The sequence below is a fragment of the Arthrobacter sp. MOO21 genome, assembly GCF_057369995.2.
Window position 1 is genome coordinate 1967653 of record NZ_CM170671.2, and the last position, 16440, is coordinate 1984092.

15 protein-coding genes are annotated in these 16440 nt (G+C 65.9%); 6 read left to right on the forward strand and 9 right to left on the reverse strand.

Annotation, left to right across the window (positions count from 1 at the left end):
• Positions 1–18: 18 nt before the first annotated feature.
• The gene (gene dctA / locus AC2JAJ_RS09090; protein WP_486416108.1) at positions 19–1329 is read right to left on the reverse strand and encodes a C4-dicarboxylate transporter DctA; all 1311 of its coding nucleotides are present in this window, start codon (positions 1327–1329) and stop codon (positions 19–21) included.
• Between the two features lie 57 nt (positions 1330–1386).
• On the reverse strand, positions 1387–2526 hold the full coding sequence (locus tag AC2JAJ_RS09095) for a PrpF domain-containing protein (protein ID WP_486416107.1): 1140 nt from the start codon (positions 2524–2526) through the stop codon (positions 1387–1389).
• Positions 2527–2654: 128 nt separating this feature from the next.
• On the opposite strand from AC2JAJ_RS09095, the gene AC2JAJ_RS09100 reads away from it, so the two are divergent.
• Positions 2655–3560 (forward strand): LysR family transcriptional regulator, encoded by a 906-nt coding sequence (locus AC2JAJ_RS09100; RefSeq protein WP_486416106.1) that lies wholly within the window; start codon positions 2655–2657, stop codon positions 3558–3560.
• A gap of 43 nt (positions 3561–3603) precedes the next feature.
• Here AC2JAJ_RS09100 and AC2JAJ_RS09105 read toward each other — a convergent pair whose 3' ends face one another.
• The 5 genes from AC2JAJ_RS09105 to AC2JAJ_RS09125 all read right to left on the reverse strand — a co-directional run bounded on the left by AC2JAJ_RS09105 (position 3604) and on the right by AC2JAJ_RS09125 (position 9808).
• The gene (locus AC2JAJ_RS09105) at positions 3604–4575 is read right to left on the reverse strand and encodes a serine hydrolase domain-containing protein (RefSeq protein WP_473695322.1); all 972 of its coding nucleotides are present in this window, start codon (positions 4573–4575) and stop codon (positions 3604–3606) included.
• A gap of 75 nt (positions 4576–4650) precedes the next feature.
• Positions 4651–5769: an ABC transporter substrate-binding protein gene (locus AC2JAJ_RS09110; RefSeq protein ID WP_473695324.1), complete on the reverse strand. Its 1119-nt coding sequence runs from the start codon at positions 5767–5769 to the stop codon at positions 4651–4653.
• A gap of 32 nt (positions 5770–5801) precedes the next feature.
• Positions 5802–7583 carry an ABC transporter permease gene (locus AC2JAJ_RS09115; protein ID WP_473695326.1) on the reverse strand — a complete coding sequence of 594 codons (1782 nt, stop codon included), beginning with the start codon at positions 7581–7583 and terminating at the stop codon, positions 5802–5804.
• On the reverse strand, positions 7580–8677 hold the full coding sequence (locus AC2JAJ_RS09120; protein ID WP_221387345.1) for an ABC transporter ATP-binding protein: 1098 nt from the start codon (positions 8675–8677) through the stop codon (positions 7580–7582). Before AC2JAJ_RS09120 ends, AC2JAJ_RS09115 begins: the two co-directional genes overlap by 4 nt.
• Before the next feature lie 39 nt (positions 8678–8716).
• Positions 8717–9808: a PrpF domain-containing protein gene (locus AC2JAJ_RS09125; protein ID WP_473695328.1), complete on the reverse strand. Its 1092-nt coding sequence runs from the start codon at positions 9806–9808 to the stop codon at positions 8717–8719.
• A 319-nt stretch (positions 9809–10127) separates the two neighbouring features.
• On the opposite strand from AC2JAJ_RS09125, the gene AC2JAJ_RS09130 reads away from it, so the two are divergent.
• The 5 genes from AC2JAJ_RS09130 to AC2JAJ_RS09150 all read left to right on the forward strand — a co-directional run bounded on the left by AC2JAJ_RS09130 (position 10128) and on the right by AC2JAJ_RS09150 (position 14867).
• Positions 10128–10796: a GntR family transcriptional regulator gene (locus AC2JAJ_RS09130; RefSeq protein ID WP_224023586.1), complete on the forward strand. Its 669-nt coding sequence runs from the start codon at positions 10128–10130 to the stop codon at positions 10794–10796.
• 108 nt (positions 10797–10904) lie between these two features.
• A complete protein-coding gene (tcuA, locus tag AC2JAJ_RS09135; protein ID WP_221387347.1) occupies positions 10905–12368 on the forward strand; it encodes an FAD-dependent tricarballylate dehydrogenase TcuA in 1464 nt (487 codons plus the stop codon).
• 49 nt (positions 12369–12417) lie between these two features.
• The gene (locus AC2JAJ_RS09140) at positions 12418–13053 is read left to right on the forward strand and encodes a GntR family transcriptional regulator (RefSeq protein WP_473695334.1); all 636 of its coding nucleotides are present in this window, start codon (positions 12418–12420) and stop codon (positions 13051–13053) included.
• Positions 13054–13269: 216 nt separating this feature from the next.
• A complete protein-coding gene (locus AC2JAJ_RS09145) occupies positions 13270–14184 on the forward strand; it encodes an intradiol ring-cleavage dioxygenase (protein WP_221387349.1) in 915 nt (304 codons plus the stop codon).
• A 104-nt stretch (positions 14185–14288) separates the two neighbouring features.
• Complete coding sequence (locus tag AC2JAJ_RS09150) at positions 14289–14867, forward strand: SRPBCC family protein (RefSeq protein ID WP_486416105.1); 579 nt, start codon at positions 14289–14291, stop codon at positions 14865–14867.
• Positions 14868–14873: 6 nt separating this feature from the next.
• On the opposite strand, the gene AC2JAJ_RS09155 is transcribed toward AC2JAJ_RS09150, so the two are convergent.
• Together AC2JAJ_RS09155 and AC2JAJ_RS09160 are read right to left on the reverse strand one after the other, a co-directional pair.
• A complete protein-coding gene (locus AC2JAJ_RS09155) occupies positions 14874–15140 on the reverse strand; it encodes a YciI family protein (RefSeq protein WP_486416104.1) in 267 nt (88 codons plus the stop codon).
• Between the two features lie 132 nt (positions 15141–15272).
• Complete coding sequence (locus AC2JAJ_RS09160) at positions 15273–16217, reverse strand: alpha/beta fold hydrolase (protein ID WP_486416103.1); 945 nt, start codon at positions 16215–16217, stop codon at positions 15273–15275.
• Between the last annotated feature and the right edge of the window lie 223 nt (positions 16218–16440).

The following is a 16440-nucleotide window of genomic DNA, read 5'->3' on the forward strand; positions in this document are numbered from 1 at the left end:
TGGTGGCCTGGCGGCCGGCTAGTGGGCCAGGGCCGGTTCGGCGAGCTGCACCTTTTCCGCTTCGGTGGGCACGAAGCCCGCCTGGAGCTCGGAGCGGAGCTTGCCCATGTCCAGCTCACCCTGCCATTTGGCGATGGCCACGCAGGAGACGATGTTGCAGACCGTGCTGGTGAGGGCGCGGGCCTCGCTCATGAAGCGGTCGATGCCAACGATGAGGGCGACGCCGACGACGGGAAGGGTGGGCATGACCGTCAGGGTGGCCACCAGGGCCACGAAACCGCTGCCGGTGACGCCGGCCGCGCCCTTGGAAGTCAGCAGCATCATGCCCAGCATCAGCAGGATCTGGCCCCAGCTGAGGTGGATGTCGCAGGCCTGCGCGATGAACATGGAGGCGAGCGTGAGGTAGATGGCCGTGCCGGTGAGGTTGAAGGAGTAGCCGGTGGGGACCACGAGGCCCACGACGCTGCGGGCGCAGCCGACGCGTTCGAGCTTGGCCAGCAGGCGCGGCAGCACAGGTTCGCTGGAGGATGTGGCGAGGACAATGAGGAATTCGTCCTTGAAGTAACGGAGGATCTGCCAGAGGCTGAACCCTGTCACCTTCGCCAGGATGCCGAGGCCGACCACCACGAAGACGATGCATGCGGCGTAGAAGGAAAGGATCAGCATTCCGAGGTTTCCGATGGAGTGGGCGCCGTACTTGCCAACGGTGAATGCCATGGCCCCGAAGGCTCCCAGCGGGGCAACCTTCATGATGTAGCCGAACATGATGAAGAGCAGCTTGTTGAAGCTGTTGACGACGTTCAGTGCGTGCTGGCCCGGCGCGCCGAGCCTGCTGAAGGCGAATCCGCACAGCATTGCAATGACCAGCACGGGCAGGACTTCACCGTCGGCGAAGGCGCCGACGAACGTGGTGGGGATGATGCTCAGGATGAAGTCCACAGGGTTGCTGCTGGGCAGCTTCGTGGTGTACTTCTCGGCGACCGAGGAGTCGAGGTGGGCGGGGTCGATGTGCATCCCGGCCCCGGGCTGGAACAGCATCACCGCGGCCAGGCCCAGGGCCAGGGCCAGTGCCGTCAGGGTGTAGAACAAGCCGAGTGAACGGACCAGGGTGGGGCCGACCTTCTTGGTGTCGCGCAGGGACGTGATCCCGCCGACGATGGTGCAGAACACGATCGGAGCGATCATGAACTTCACGAGCTTCACGAAGCCGTCGCCGATGGGCTTGAGGGACGAGCCGAGGTCCGGCCACAGTGCGCCCACAACGACGCCGAGGGCGACTCCGATGAGTACCTGGACATACAGGTGTCCGAGGATGGATTTGATCTTCATTGAACAACTTCCTGGTTGGTGCGGCCCCTTAATGATGGGGCAAAGAGATAGGGGGGTTTAGGCGGACAGCTCTGCGGCCGGGGCCACGTCGATGTCCGCAGTGGCGATGTGGCGGGCCGCCCGGTGGAGGGCCACTTCGCTGACGGCGCCGGTGTCGTCGGAGATGATGTCGGCGGTGATCACGCCCGCGGGCGTTCCTATCCGAAGTACCCGGGGGCTTCCGGCGCCGGTGGAGGGTTGGCCTGCAGCGTTGGCCACCACCGATGATGGCAGCGAGGCTGCGAGGGCAACTGCCACGGCGGAGGTGAGGCCGATTGCAGGGTGGGGCGCGAGCATGGACAGCATCCGCACCCGCACGTCGTGGCTGTCGGCGGTGACGGTTGTTCCGTCCGCCGCGATGTAGTCACCGGCAGGAGCCACGACGCCGACTTTCGGGACGGCGTTCTGCGGCGGATCTTCAGGCTTCCGCAGCCCCATGACCAGGCCTGCCGACGCCCGTGCCGCGATAAGGACGGGCAGCTGCCCGGTGAGGCCGTCCGCCATGGAGGAGAGATCGACGCCGGCCTGGTCGGCCGGGAGGAGCACGGCGGGGGCGCCGGCGTCCACCATTGTGGCGGTGAGCGTCCTGCCGTCCACCTGGAGCTGGTCCACGGTGTTGCCGGTAGGGAGGAGAGCGCCCGTGTTCTGGCCCCAGGGGCCGTGGAACGAGAGGCTGACGGGAACACCGGCAGCGCTGCTGCCCGGGACCCTGGCCAGGCCTGACCTGGGAACGTGGGCGCCGGGGGTGGGAACAGTTCCGCTGAGGACCGCGCCGGAACTCACGTGGCGCATGCGGACCTTGGTCATTCCGTCCCGGGCCGCAACGATGCCGGACTGTACTGCGAACAAGGCAATGGCGGTGGCGCAGTTGCCGCAGTTGGAACCCAGCTCAACGGTAGGGTCACCGATACCCACCTGGGCGAAAAGGTAGTCAAGGTCTGCCTCGGCACCAGGGGTGGCCCAGATGACGGCAGCCTTTGAGGTGGTGGAGGTTCCGCCTCCGACGCCGTCCAGCTGCCGCGCGTCCGCTGCGCCGAAGGCGGCTGACAGCAGTGCGGGGATCTCCTCGCGGGTGGGTGCGTGGAGGGCCACGTCTTTGGCATCGAAGAGCCAGCACTTGCTCGTGCCGCCCCGGTACCAATGTCCTCGGAGTCCCACTGTATTTCTCCCTCATAACTCGCAGGTGCCCTACTTCACAGCACCTTGTACTTCTACGATCCGGGATGTGAGGCTTCAGCACAATCACAAATAGATGGACAACTATCTACTTTTGCTAAACTCAGGCCATGGCACTCCTCGATCTCCACCGGCTCCACGTGCTCCGCGAGGTGGGCCGGTCAGGTTCCCTTACATCGGCTGCTGCGGTCCTTTCGTTCACCACATCAGCGGTCTCACAGCAGATAGCCAAGCTTGAGCAGGAGATGGGGGTGGTCCTCATCGAGCGCCACCCCCGCGGCGTGGTCCTCACCGAAGCGGGACACGCCCTTCTGCACTACGCCGATGACATCGACAGGACCGTTGAGGCTGCCCGTGCCGAAATGGGGGAGTTCGCGGGGCTTCGGCGGGGCCAGTTGCGCCTGGGAACCTTCCCCACTGGCGGAGCCTCTTTGATGCCGGACGTGGTGCTGGCGTTCCGCGCCCGCTACCCGGAGGTGGCAGTGACCGTGGTCAGCGCCCGCCGCGACGGCCTGCTGGAACGGTTGCGGCGGCGGGAAATCGAACTGACACTTCTGTGGGACTATCCCTGGCAGCAGATCGAGGACCCTGACCTGACCCTGGTCAGGCTGACGAACGACCCCACAGTTTTGCTGGTACAGCGGAACCATCCCCTTGCGAGACTGGGTTCTGTCCGCATCGGTTCGTTGAGCGACCAGGAATGGGTGGTGCGGGACGAACACCCCGTGGCCGACGTCCTCCGCCGGGTTTGCCGTGACGCCGGGTTCGAGCCGCGGATCGCCTTCGCAGCCAACGATTACCAGGAGACCCAAGGCATGGTGGCTGCTGGTATCGGCATCGCCCTGGCACCCAGGCTCGCGCTGACCGCCCTCCGCCCTGACGTGGTGGCGGTCCCGCTCGCCGGGGCCCCGAAGCGGCGCATCCTCCTTGCCCACCTGGAAAACCGGAGGCTGAGCCCCGCCGCGCAGCAGGCAACGAAGGTGTTCCGGTCCATTGCGAAGGGCCAGGCTTCCTGACAAAGGAGGGCGCCGTCGTCGTGCGCGTCCTTCCTGCCGCCGGCTACCGGGACAGGGGACCGTTGACGAGTGCGCGGGCGAGCGCCATGAACTCTGCGTGGGTCACGGGCGCCGGTGGTTCCGTTGAAGCCGCCGGCACGCGGGTGTTCCGGGCGATGGCAAAGCGGTCGCTCACAAACCGCCGGTGCACTATGACACTGCCAAGGGCGGGCAGTACCAGCAGGAACTGGCCGTAGTTTCCCGCTGCCAGGAAGGCCCCCTCCCACTCCGGTTGCCCCTCCCGCGGCAGCCACCATAGATAGCCGTAATCGCAGTTGCCAAAACCGGTGGCTGGTGCCATGTCCGCGCGCCTGACATGGGTGGACACGCTCTTCCTGATCCACTCCCGGGGGACGAGCTGCCGGCCCTCCCACCATCCTTCAGCAGTCATCAGCAGCCCTATTCTGGCCAGGTCCCGGGCGGAGAGAAACAGGTGGTAGGCCGGAAAAGCGGACTTGGCGGCGTCGCCGAGCATGAGCTGGCGTGTGGACTCGAAGTCTTCAAACCCCAGCGGGCCGGCCAGGTGCTTTTCGAACGCTTCGAAGACGGTCAGGCCGCTGATCTTCTCGAAGATGCCGCCCGCGGCGTTGAAATCCCAGTTGTTATACAGGAAGTACTGCCCCGGCGTCCGCGTTCCGCGGGCGGGGAACGCATGCTCATCGCTCCCCGGACTGGAGGGCGGATGGTAGACGCCCGAACGCGACGTCAGGAGGTCACGGAGCCGCGCCGTCCGTTCGATCGGCAGCAGGCCCCCAACGTCATCTATGGCAAGGTCGCCGAGCGTGGCGTCAAGGCTGACCCGGCCCGCCGCCACCTGGATCCCGAACAGGATCGAGAGCAGGCTCTTGCGCATTGACGCGACGTAGCTGGCACGGGTGGTGTCGCCGAGTTCGACGACGGTTGCCCCGTTCCGGAGGACCAGCAGGGAGGAGGTGTTCCGGGGCACCGGAAGTGCGGGTGCGTGCGAGGCGGTCACGGGGCTCCTTGGGGATGAAAAAACCGTGTCTGGGGACCCGGCGGCGGCCGGGTCCCCGGACACGGGAAGGCGGATTTACTTGGTGTAGCCGAACACCTGGTTCCACTTGGCCAGGTCGTCTTTGCCGTAGGTGACGGCGTCGCTGTTCTGCATCCGGTAGACCTTGCCGGAATCAACTGCGGGGAGGGTTACGCCCATGATCGTCGGCGGTGCCACGTCGGTGCGGACCGGGTATTCACCGATCTGCGCGAAGACCTGCTGGCCCTGCTTGGAAAGGTTGTAGTTCATGAAGACCTTCGCGGCTTCCACGTTCGTGGCGGTGCCGGTCATGCCCAGGTAGTAGTCGTAGGAGACGAGTCCTTCCTCCGGGACGATGAACTTGACCGGGGCCTTGTCCTGGACGGCCGAGATGTTGGTGCCGCTGATGGTGACCGTGCCGACGGCTACTTCGCCGCGGGCCAGGGCGGTGGCTTCAGCGCCCAGGGAGTCGTAGATCTTGGGCTTCTGTGCCGCGTATGTGGCGAAGTAGTCACCGCCCATCTTGGTTTCCATGAACCGGTTCAGCGCAGCGGTGCTGCCGCCCGAACCGCCCTGGACGATGCCCAGCTTGCCCTGCCACTTGCCGCCGACGGCATCCGCCCAGGACTTGGGGGCATCGGCTTCCTTCACCAGCTGGGTGTTGTAGCCCAGGGTGTAGACGGAGTTGAACATGCGGGTGAACTGGCCGCCGTCCACGGAAACGTCCTTGAGTGCCGAGGCGCCGGGGACGTCATAGGCCTTCCAGACCTTGGCATCCTCCATGGACTTGGCAATCCGGTAGTCGGACGTGCGGATGACGTCGGCGCTGAGTTTGCCGGCCCCCTGTTCGGAGAGCACGCGTTCGGACAGTTTGTTCGGAGTGAGCCGGACGACGTTGACCTTGATGCCGGTGTCCTTGGTGAAGGCGTCCACCAGGGCGCTTTCGGAGGAATCGGTGTAGCCGGAGTAGAGGGACAGCGTCTGGGTCTTGGCCTTCTCGTAGGTGGCCTTGTCAGCGATGGATTCGCCGTTGATCACCAGGCCGTTGTCCGTGTTAACGGCGGCGGTGGCTGTCACCACGCCGGCGCTCGGGGCGGCGCTTCCGCAGCCGGTCAGGCTGAGGGCCAGGAGTACCCCTGCGGCGGTGATGGCGGGGAGCTTGGACGCTAACTTCATTGTGGGTGTCCCTTTCAAAGGTGGGTGTGAGGTCAGTTCTTGGTCTTGCGTTCGCCGCCGACTTTTTGGGCGATGACGGCGAGGATTCCGATGACCAGGCAGTACAGGACGCTGACGGCTGCAGCTGCCTGGCTCTGGCCGTTGTCGAAGTTGTCGAACACGAGGATGGACAGGATCCGGGTGTTGGAGGTGAAGAGGAAGATGGAGGCGCTGAGCTCACGCATGGACAGCATGAGGAACAGCAGGAAGGAGGACATGATGCCCACGCGCATCAGGGGCAGGGTGACGTCCAGGACGGACCTGGTCCGTCCGGCGCCGAGCATGACCGCGCTGTCCTCGAGGTCCTGGTCCATCTGGAGCATGGACGCGGAGACGCCGCGGTAGCCCTGGGGCATGAACACTGCAACGCAGGCGACGGCGAGGATCGCCAGGGTGCCATAGATGGGCAGCGGCAGCAGCAGCCAGGTCCAGAGCAGTCCGATGCCCATGACGATGGCGGGGACGGCGAGGGGGGTCATGGCCACCAGTTCGATCAGGCGTCCCACCTTGGACTTGGTGCGGTAGCGGATGTAGGAGGCGATGAAGCTGAGGGTGGTGCCGGCGAAGGCTGCGATCAGGGCCACCAGGACGCTGTTCTTCAGGGCGAGCTGGAAGTCGTTGGATCCCAGGACCTCGCCCAGCTTGGCGAAGCTGAGGGCATTCGCTTCCAGCAGCTGCGACATCGAGGACACGAACGGGGTGGCCTGCATCGACGCGGCCAGCAGCGCGAGCATGGGCAGCACCACCGAGACCGCGAAGTAGGCCAGGGCCAGGATGGTGAAGGGCCAGCGCATCTTGCGTAGCGGGACCTGGCGGGGACGGTTGCCCTTGCCGGTCATGGTGGTGAATTTGCGCTTGTTGATGATGCGCTGCTGGACGAGGGTCACGGCCATCAGCGCAACGGTCAGGATGACCGCAACACTGGCAGCCTGGTTGCTCTTGGCCGGTGTGGCGCTCATGAGGCGGTAGATATAGGTGGGCAGCGTGTCCACGCCGGCGGGGTTGCCGATGACCTGGGCCACCGGGAAGTTTTCCATGGTCAGCGCGAAGACCAGCACCGCGGAACCCAGGATGGCCGGCAGGGCCAGGGGGAGGGTGACGGTCCGCAGCATGGTGCGTAGCGGAGCGCCGTGGACGGTTGCTGCTTCTTCGAGGTCGGCGTTCATCATCGACAGCGAGCTGTGCAGCAGCAGGAAGGCGTACGGGGCGTAGAAGATTCCCAGCACGAACACCAGGCCCGGAAGGCTGTAAATATTGATTGCGGCATCAATGCCCAGGTCCCGGAGGAAGATGTTGATGTAGCCGGCGCTGGGCGAGCACAGCAGGGACCAGGCCAGTGCACCCACCAGGGCCGGGATGAACATCGGCGCCATGCCGATGAAGAAGATGAACTTCCGCCACGGCGCGTCGGAGCGGGCGCAGACAAAGGCCAGGAACGCCCCGATCAGCAGGGCGATGATGGCTGAGCCTGCTCCCACCATGAGCGAGTTGGCCAGGGCGCCAAGTGCTTCCGGGGTGGCCAGCAGGGCCAGGTTGGACAGCGTCAGGCCGCCCAGGGAGATGCTGCCCGGCCGCGGAACGCTGTCGGAGAAGGCAGCCAGCAGGACCAGCGCAAGCGGAAGGACGATGAGGATGCCGAGGATGAGCAGGACGATCAGGCCGGGCGTGTTCTTGCGCAGGCCCGCAACGGTACGGGCAGAGCGGTAGTCTTTGGGCGTGGGCTTCGGTGCCGGGCGCGTCTCGGCACGGCTGGTCGCTACGGTCTTGAGGCTCATGCGAGGACCTCGGCCGGCAGGATCTGGACCTCACGGGGGTTGACGGTCACCCACACGCGGTCCCCGACCTTGTGCTGTTCGCCGCGCTTGAGTCCGCCCAGCGCGTCCAGCTCGGGCCCGGATTCCAGTTGGATTGCGTACCGGATGTCGTTGCCCTGGAATCCCGCTACCCGGACCGTTCCCGGCCACGAGTTGGGGTGCTCTGCCGGTGCTGCGGTGATCTGCAGGTCCTCGGCCCGGATGCAGACCTTGGGGGATGTCCCTGTCTCGCCGGTCTGCTGCGCCGACTGGACAGTGAGCCCGCTGTCGGCAAGGCGTGCGGTGGTGGTTCCCGCCGCGGTGCTCTCCGGCGTGCAGTCCATGATGTTGGAGACGCCCAGGAAGTGGGCGATCGAGGCGCTGGCGGGTGCTTCGTACATGTGCTGCGGGGCGCCCATCTGCACGATCCGGCCACCCTGGAGCAGGGCGATGCGGTCTGCCAAGGCAAAGGCTTCGTGCTGGTCGTGGGTGACGTACACGCAGGTGAGCCCCAGCTGGAGCTGGATCTCACGCAGCTCAACCCGGAGCCGGTCGCGCAGGCGGGCGTCGAGGTTGGAGAGCGGTTCGTCGAGCATGAGCACGCTGGGCCGCATGACCAGGCTGCGCGCCAGGGCGACGCGCTGCATCTGGCCGCCGCTGAGCAGGCTGGCACCGCGGTCGGCGTACGGCTCCAGACCCACCAGCGTAAGGGCTTCCATGACGCGCTCATCGATTTCGCTCTTGGAGAGCTTTTTCTGTTTCAGCGAATAGGCAACGTTCTGGGCCACCGTCATGTGCGGCCACACCGCATAGGACTGGAAGACCATGCCGACGTTGCGCTTGTTCGGGGGCAGGTTGATGCCCTTTTCGGAGTCGAAGACCACAACGTCGTCGATGATGATCCGCCCCGAGGTGGGCTCCTCCAGGCCGGCGATGCACCGCATCGTGCTGGTCTTGCCGCAGCCGGACTGGCCCAGGAGGACCAGGGCCTCCCCGTCTTCAATGTCGAGGTTGAGGTTTTCGATGGCAGTGAAGCTTCCGTACTTCAGCTGCAGGTTCTGAATGCTGATTTTCATGGCTGATTCCTTGGCTGGGTTTTTCCGGTAGGGGTTTCTTCAGTCACTGGGCACCAGGATGGTGCTTTCGCTGATCACGCGGGCCGAGCGTTGAAAGGAGACTTCAGCGGGATCGGCTGCATCCAATGCCAGCGCCGTCTTGCCTTTCAGTAAGTGGATAAGGAGTCCGGGCTCCGCCGCCGGAACTACGCTGCGCTGCACCACGCTGCCTGTTGTGCCCGAAGCGGCAGCGACCGCGACGGCGCTGGTGAGGCCGATGGCGGGGTGCAGCGCGGTCATCGAGATCATCCGGGCCGAGACGCCGGTTGCGCCTACGGGCGGAGGCCCCACGATGCCCACCTTCGGAATGGATGTGAGATTCTCCGGCAGGCCCATCCTGCGGGCGGCCGCTGCGCGCAGCTGCGGGGCGATCCGGACCAGTGCCTCCAGGGCTTCCTCGCTGCCGGTTGCGTCCAGTCCCAGGTCCTGTGCGTCGAAGAGCGCAGCCGGGGCGCCGGCGTCGATCAGTGTCGCCCGGTACCGCTTCCCGTCGACCTCGATGTCATCGACGGTGTTGCCTGTAGGGAACTGTGCTCCGTAGCTGGACCAGGAGGCCTTCTGGAAGATGACGTCGATGGGGACCCCTGGGTAGTGCTGGCCATCCAGGCGCCGCCCGCCGTAGGCCGGTACCTGTGCCCCCGGTGTGGGGATCTCGCAAACGAGGCGCAGACCGGTCATCGTGTTCAGAATGGGGACCCGGGTGACCTCTCCGGTGGGAGCGACGAGCCCGGCATGCAATGCGTACAGGCCGAGTGCGGTCGCGCAGTTGCCGCAGTTGCTGGCCCATTCAACCGCCGGCTTATCGATGGCCACCTGCGCGAACCGGTAGCGCACCGTTCCGTCCGGGCCGGTACCGGCCACGGTGATCGCCTTGCTGGTGGTTGACGAGGCGCCGCCTACGCCATCGATCTGGCGGAGGTCCGGCGACCCGAAGGTGCGGATGAGGAGACGGTCCGTCTCCAGGGCATCAGCCGGAAGGTCCTCGTCCCGGAAGATCCAGCACTTGCTGGTTCCGCCACGGACCAGGGTGGCCGGGACCGGGGTGACCGGGAGGGTGCCGGCCTGCGGCTCTTCCCTGAATAGAAGCGTCATTGGTTCTCCTGAAGTACCCCAGCCGGCGTGTGCAGCTACCGGGTAAATGTTCAAAGCTGAGCAAACCGGAATCCGGTAATTGCTCTGCTGTATGGCGTTGGTCACAAACGGTATACCGTTGATGTGAGTTAAGCAACAGTCATTTGAATATGAATACCGACGCGGCGGTCTGGGTGCCTTGCTGAATGAGACGGTGTGCGGAAAATCGGGCACGGTGTTCACAGCGCGCCCAAACGGTATGCAGTGCGTTAGAATTGCGGCTAAAGGTATGGCGCCGGCGCGTCCTGCCGCTTGTTTCCATGAAGACCGGAGGCCGCCCGTGGCGTCGCAACCAGAGACAAGCCCCTACCTGATGATCAGGAACGCCATCATCTCGCAGGAGCTGCCTCCCCGTGCCCAGCTCGTCGAAAGCGCCCTGGCCAAGAAGTACAACGTCTCCCGGACGCCCATCAGGGAAGCCTTGCGGCGCCTTGAAACCGAGGGGCTCGTGGAGCGCTACGGTTCACGCATGCAGGTGCGGGAGTACCGTCCGGAGGAGATGCTGGACCTCTATGAGGTGCGGACCTTCCTGGAGGAGGCGGCCGCAAAAACTGCGGCTCTCCGGCACACGGACATGGACCTGATGCTGATCGACCGCGCGCACCAGGCCATGGTCACCCTTGATTTTGATGCTGCCACTCCGGCTGAACTGGCCGCCGCCAACCGCACGTTCCATGAGCGCATCTGGGCGGCCAGCCACAGTGCCGCCCTCCTTGACCTGCTGGACCGGATCCTGGTCCACTTCATCCGCTACCCCGGCACCACGCTCTCCACCAAGGAGCGCTGGGACCGCGTGCTGAAGGAGCACGAGGAGTTGCTGGTGGCCATCCGCGCACGGAACGCCGAGGAGGCCGGCCGCATCGCCAGCGCCCATATGGACGAGGCAAAGAACATCCGCATCCAGATGTACATCGACGCCCAGGAAATCAGCAGCCCCCGCCTGGGGTAGCGGCCGGATTCCGGTACCACCCCGGCTCAACGCCCCCAAAACACGCTATTGCATGCGACGGCATACTTATGTATACAATCGTGTACAGCGATGGAGCTGAGGAGATTGATGATGATCAAGAGCGACGTTTTGGTAGTGGGCGGCGGCAACGCCGGATTTGCGGCAGCACTTGCAGCCGCTGAGCGCGGCCGCAAAGTTGTCCTGCTGGAGAAGGCGCAGGAGGCCGCCTCGGGAGGCAACAGCTTCTACACCGCCGGGGCCACGCGCATCTCCCATGACGGGCTTCAGGAACTCATCGAATTTGTGGAACCTGATGAGCGGCACGCCGCCAGCGAGGTCCCCGCCTATACCGCAGCTGAATACCTTGCCGATCTGTCCAAGGTTTCTGAAGGGCGCAACGACCCCGAGCTCTCCGAGGTCCTGGTCACCGAAAGCAACCCGACGCTGCGCTGGCTCCAGGGCATGGGACTCAAGTACCGCCTGATGTACGAACGGCAGGCCTACCGGACCGAGGACGGCGGCTACCTGTTCTGGGGCGGACTGCACGTGGGCAACGTGGGCGGCGGAAAGGGGCTCATGGCCGACCACCGGGCAGCGGCGGAGCGCATGGGTGTTGAGGTGGTCTATGACTGCGCGGCCACGGGGCTCATCCGGGAAGACGGCCGGGTGTGCGGGGTCAGCTGCCGGACGTCATCGGGAGAGGGCGAGTTCCGGGCCGAGTCGGTCATCCTTGCCTCGGGAGGTTTTGAAGCCTCCCCGGAACTGCGCCGCCGGCATCTGGGGGAGGGCTGGCAGAACGCGAAAGTCCGCGGCACGCCGGGCAACACGGGGGAGATGATCCTCGCCGCATTGGACGCCGGCGCGGCCAGGGGTGGCGACTGGTCCACCTGCCACAGCGTGGCCTGGGATGCCTGGCACCCGGACAACCAGAGCAACCTGGAGCTCACCAACCAGCTCACCCGCGGCGGGTACCCGCTGGGCATCGTGGTGAACAGCGAGGGCAAGCGGTTCGTGGACGAAGGCGCCGACTACCGCAACTACACCTACGCGAAGTACGGCCGCGACATCCTGGCTCAGCCGGGATCGGCCGCTTTCCAGATCTTTGACGCTTCTTCCCGCCCTATGCTGCGGGCCGAGGAGTACGACATGCCGGGGGTTTCGGTGGTCACCGCACCGACCCTGGCAGAGCTGGCCCAGAAAGCCGGGATCAACCCCGGGGGCCTGGAGGAGACGGTGCGGAGCTTCAACAATTCGATCGCTGAGAGCGCACCGTTCGACCCCAACGTCAAGGACGGGCGCCGGGCCGATACCCAGCCGCCGAAAAGCAACTGGGCCCGCAGCATCTCCACTGGACCGTTCTACGCCTTCCCCGTTACCTGCGGCATCACCTTCACCTTCGGAGGCCTCAAAACTGATACCTGGGGCCGAGTACTGACCGCAGAGGCGCAGCCGCTTGAAGGGCTCTATGCCTGTGGGGAAGCGCTGGGCGGACTGTTCAGCGGCAACTACCCCGGCGGCTCCGGTCTTGCGGCAGGGGCAGTCTTCGGGCGCCGGGCCGGCTCCATCGCGTAAGGCACCCACCCGGACAGTAGTCCCAACCAGTAACGGAAAAGAGGAAAAAGTGGCCAGTCCCATCCACCAGCGGCTTCGCGAGGATGTTCTCGCCAGTGTCTTTGCTCCTGACGAGCCGCTCACGGAGGCCAAGCTCACCGAACGCTATGGTGCCTCGAGGACGCCCGTACGGGAGGCGCTGCAGCGGCTGGAACAGGACGGGCTGGTCGAAAGGCGCGGAAAAGCGGTGGTTGTCCGTACGCATTCGGCTGAGGAGATCATCGACATCTATGAGTCGAGGATCATCCTGGAGCAGGCCGCAGCTGCCAAGGCCGCCGTCAAGGCGACCGCCCTGGACCGCCAATTGCTCACGGGGCTGCTGGCGCAGATGCAGCAGTTGGACCCCAACGACGGCCGGGCGCTCGCCGAAACCAACCGCGCCTTCCACGCGCAGCTGTGGCGCGCCACGCACAGTCCGTCGCTCATTGGACTGCTGGAACGCCTGGACCAGCAGGTGCGCCGGTACACCCTCACCACGCTGACCTACCCCGGCAGGTGGCCGGTGGTGCTGGCGGACTACGCCGAACTGCTTGCCGCCATCGAGGGCGCCGATCCCGGGCGCGCGGGGGACATCGCCGCCCGCCACATGTCGGAGGCCTTGGCCATCAGGTTGAAGATGTACGCCGAAGACCCCAGGACGCTCTAGGCCGCACGAGCGGCCTGGCAGCATCCCTCACCAAGCCCGCCGGCCGATGTTCCTGCATACTCCATCGCAACAGGAAACCCGAAAGTCGGGCGCAGGGACATTAGCTGGCGCAAGAGGTGGGGCAGGTTCCAATGAGTCTGCCCCACCTTGCTCTTCCACAGCCGCCGCACAGAGCGCACCAACCGCAGGCATAGGGCCATGCGGTCTCATAGGTCCATGACTACTTCACGCACACCCCGCCAGCCCGACGCCGACCAGCCGCATCCCAACCACGACCGGGGGCTGGAGTTCGACCTGAACACCCTGCTAAGCCGCAGGTCCCTAGGACTGTTCCTTGGCGCTGGCGGCGCTGTTGCCGCGCTCGCCGCCTGCACGCCAGCCGGAAATTCGGGCTCCACCTCGCCGGCAACAACCTCGACAACAGCCGCAGCGTCGTCGTCGGCTGTCTCTGCCACGGCCGCCGCCACAGCCGCTCCGACCCTGACCCGGGCCATCGCCGAGTGCGGCGTGGAAATCCCGCAGGAAACCGCGGGCCCCTACCCCGGCGACGGCTCCAACGGCCCTAACGTCCTGGAAGCGTCCGGAGTGGTGCGCCGGGACATCACCTCGAGCTTCGGGGCCGCGTCCGCCAAGGCGGAGGGTGTTCCGCTGACGTTCACGCTGACCCTCCTGGATAATGCCAACGGCTGCACCCCGATGGCCGGAGCGGCTGTCTACGCGTGGCACTGCGACCGGGACGGGAAGTACTCGATGTACGACTCGAGCCTGAAGAACGAAAACTACCTCCGCGGCGTGCAGGAGGCGGATGCCAACGGGCAGGTCACCTTCATGTCGATCTTCCCGGCCGCCTACTCCGGGCGCTGGCCGCACATCCACTTCGAGGTGTTCGAGTCGATGAACAATGCAACTGCTGCAGGGCAGGTATTGGCCGTCTCCCAGATCGCCCTGCCGCAGGCGGCCTGCGACGACGTCTACGCCACCCCCGGGTACGAACGCAGTGTCACGAACATGACCCGCACCACGCTCAAGTCGGACAACGTGTTCGGGAACGACGGCGGCATCTACCAGCTGGCAACGATGACCGGTTCCGCTGCTGCCGGCTACACGGCGGGACTCAATGTGACCATCTGATGCGGCGCTGCGCGGGGGTGCCGCCGGCGCAATTCTGCCGTTGACCAGGGGCACCGGCGTGAGTACTGTGGGTCCACTGATTCAACCCTGCCCCGGAGGCAGCCATGGGCGGCGACTCGAAAGGCGGCACCGAGTACGAATTCCTGACCGTGTGGCGCGTGGCCGGGACGCCGCGCGAGGTGGTGGAGGTCCTGGGCGACGCCGGCGCGCTTCCCCGATGGTGGCCATCCGTGTACCTGGCTGTCGAGCCCCGGAAACCAGGAAATCCGGACGGCACCGGCACGGCGTTCTTCCTCCACACCAAAGGCTGGCTTCCCTACACGCTCAAGTGGCAGCTCACCCTCACCGAGCCCGTCACCGAGCAGGGTTTTGCGCTCTCGGCCCGCGGCGACCTCAACGGCACCGGGCGCTGGACGTTCGAACAGCACGGGCCCGAAACAGTGGTTACCTATGACTGGCGGGTCAGCGCCGCGAAACCGCTGCTGTGGCGGCTGGGTTGGCTGCTCAAGCCGGCCTTTGCCGCGAACCATCGGTGGGCGATGGCCCGCGGGCAGGAGGCGCTGGCGCTGGAATTGCGCCGGCGGCGGCCGGGCGCCGACCTTGCCAAAATCCCGCCGCCCGCTGGGCCCACGTTTGCACGGCGCTCCCGCCGCCGGCCGGGGGAGACAGCGGACCGCAGGTAGCTTTTGCTACCCGAGGTGCACGGCGTTCCACTCCAGGAGCCGCGGCTCGGCCAGCCCTTCGGTCACGAAAGGGTCTGCGGCGACGAACCGTTCCGCTTCCTGCCGGGACGTGAAAATCCCCATGGAGCTGGCGGCAGGGTCGGGATCCTGGAATGGGCCGAGAGCCAAGAGGCCGCCGCCGTCGGCGCGGAATGCCTCGTAATAGGCCTTGTGGCGTGGGTAGGCCTCCATGATCCGGGAGCGATCGACGCCCTCACGCACGGTGTACAGCACGACACATTCCATGGGGCAAGAAGTTACCACGCGCCGGCGACCAGGTCGGGACCAGCTTTGCTGGAAGGTACGACGACGGCGGCGCGGTGAGTGCCGCCGTCGTACCTTTTGCTGGAGGTGCTTCGGGGACCGTCAGCTGCCGGCTACGCGCTGGATGAACTCGACCGTCTCGCGTTCGGTTTCGGCGCGGGTGGTGGGTTCGTTGTGCACCTCGTGGCGGACGCCGGGGAAGACGCGGGTGCGGACGTCCGCGTGGCCCGAATCTGCCAGGCGGTTGGCCACGTGGTAGGCCCCTTCGCCGTAGTTGGTGACGGGGTCCTGGTCGCCGGCGAGGATCAGGACGGGGAGTTCCGCGGGGAGCTGTTTGTACCAGTCGTCGGAGTTGACTTGGTCGTAGAGGTCCACGAAGCCCTGCAGGAAGCGGGCACTGAGCGGTGCGCCGAAGTTGTTGAAGGGGTCCCTCCCGTGGTCGGTGACGACGTCCGCGTCGAGTGCCACCCAGGCGGTGGGACCGGCGTCTTCCCCGAAGCGGCCCAGGAAGCCGTCGAACAGCTGGGCCACCAGCTCCTGGGGCGCCGGCTCCGCGGCGCGCTCGCCGGAGGCAAGCCGGGCCAGTTCCGGCCGGTCGACCATCTTTTCGATGCCCCGCATCTGGGCAGCGATTCCGCAGAGAATCAGGCCGGACAGCTGCGCCAGGGGGTCCGTGGCCAGGCCGCGCGCGATCATGGATCCCCAGCTGTGCCCGAACACGATGTACGGAAGGTGGGGGAGTGCTTCTCTTGCCTTGGCTTGAAGGGTGACCTCGTCGGCGACCACCACGCTGGCCGCGTCCTCGCCGGCGTCGCCCCAGGTGCCCTGCTGCATCGCCGTGCGCCCGTGACCGGAGTGGTCGCCCGCCACCACGGTGACGCCGGCGTCCACCAGGGTGGAGATGAGGTGGAGGTAGCGGCGGGAGTGTTCGCCGAGCCCGTGGATCAGCTGCACGATGGCCTTGGGCTGTCCGATGGGTTCGTAGACCCACGCCTGGATGGTGTCGCGGCCGTTGGCGGAGGTGAACTCGATTTCCTGCAGTGACATATCTTCCTCCCGTGCCGGCGCCGTCGCTGGCTCTTGGTGAGCCTAACCCGAGTGCGGACAACGCCGTCAAGGTTTTTGTCTCATGCGTTTCGGGCGCGGGGTCCCCGGCCGGAGAAACGTTGGTTCAACCGTTGGCCCGCCGCCTAACAGCGTGGAGCCGCACTCACGCGGTCTGCGGGACCGCCTCAGAAGACTTTGAAGGATTACGCATGGGAAGTGAACT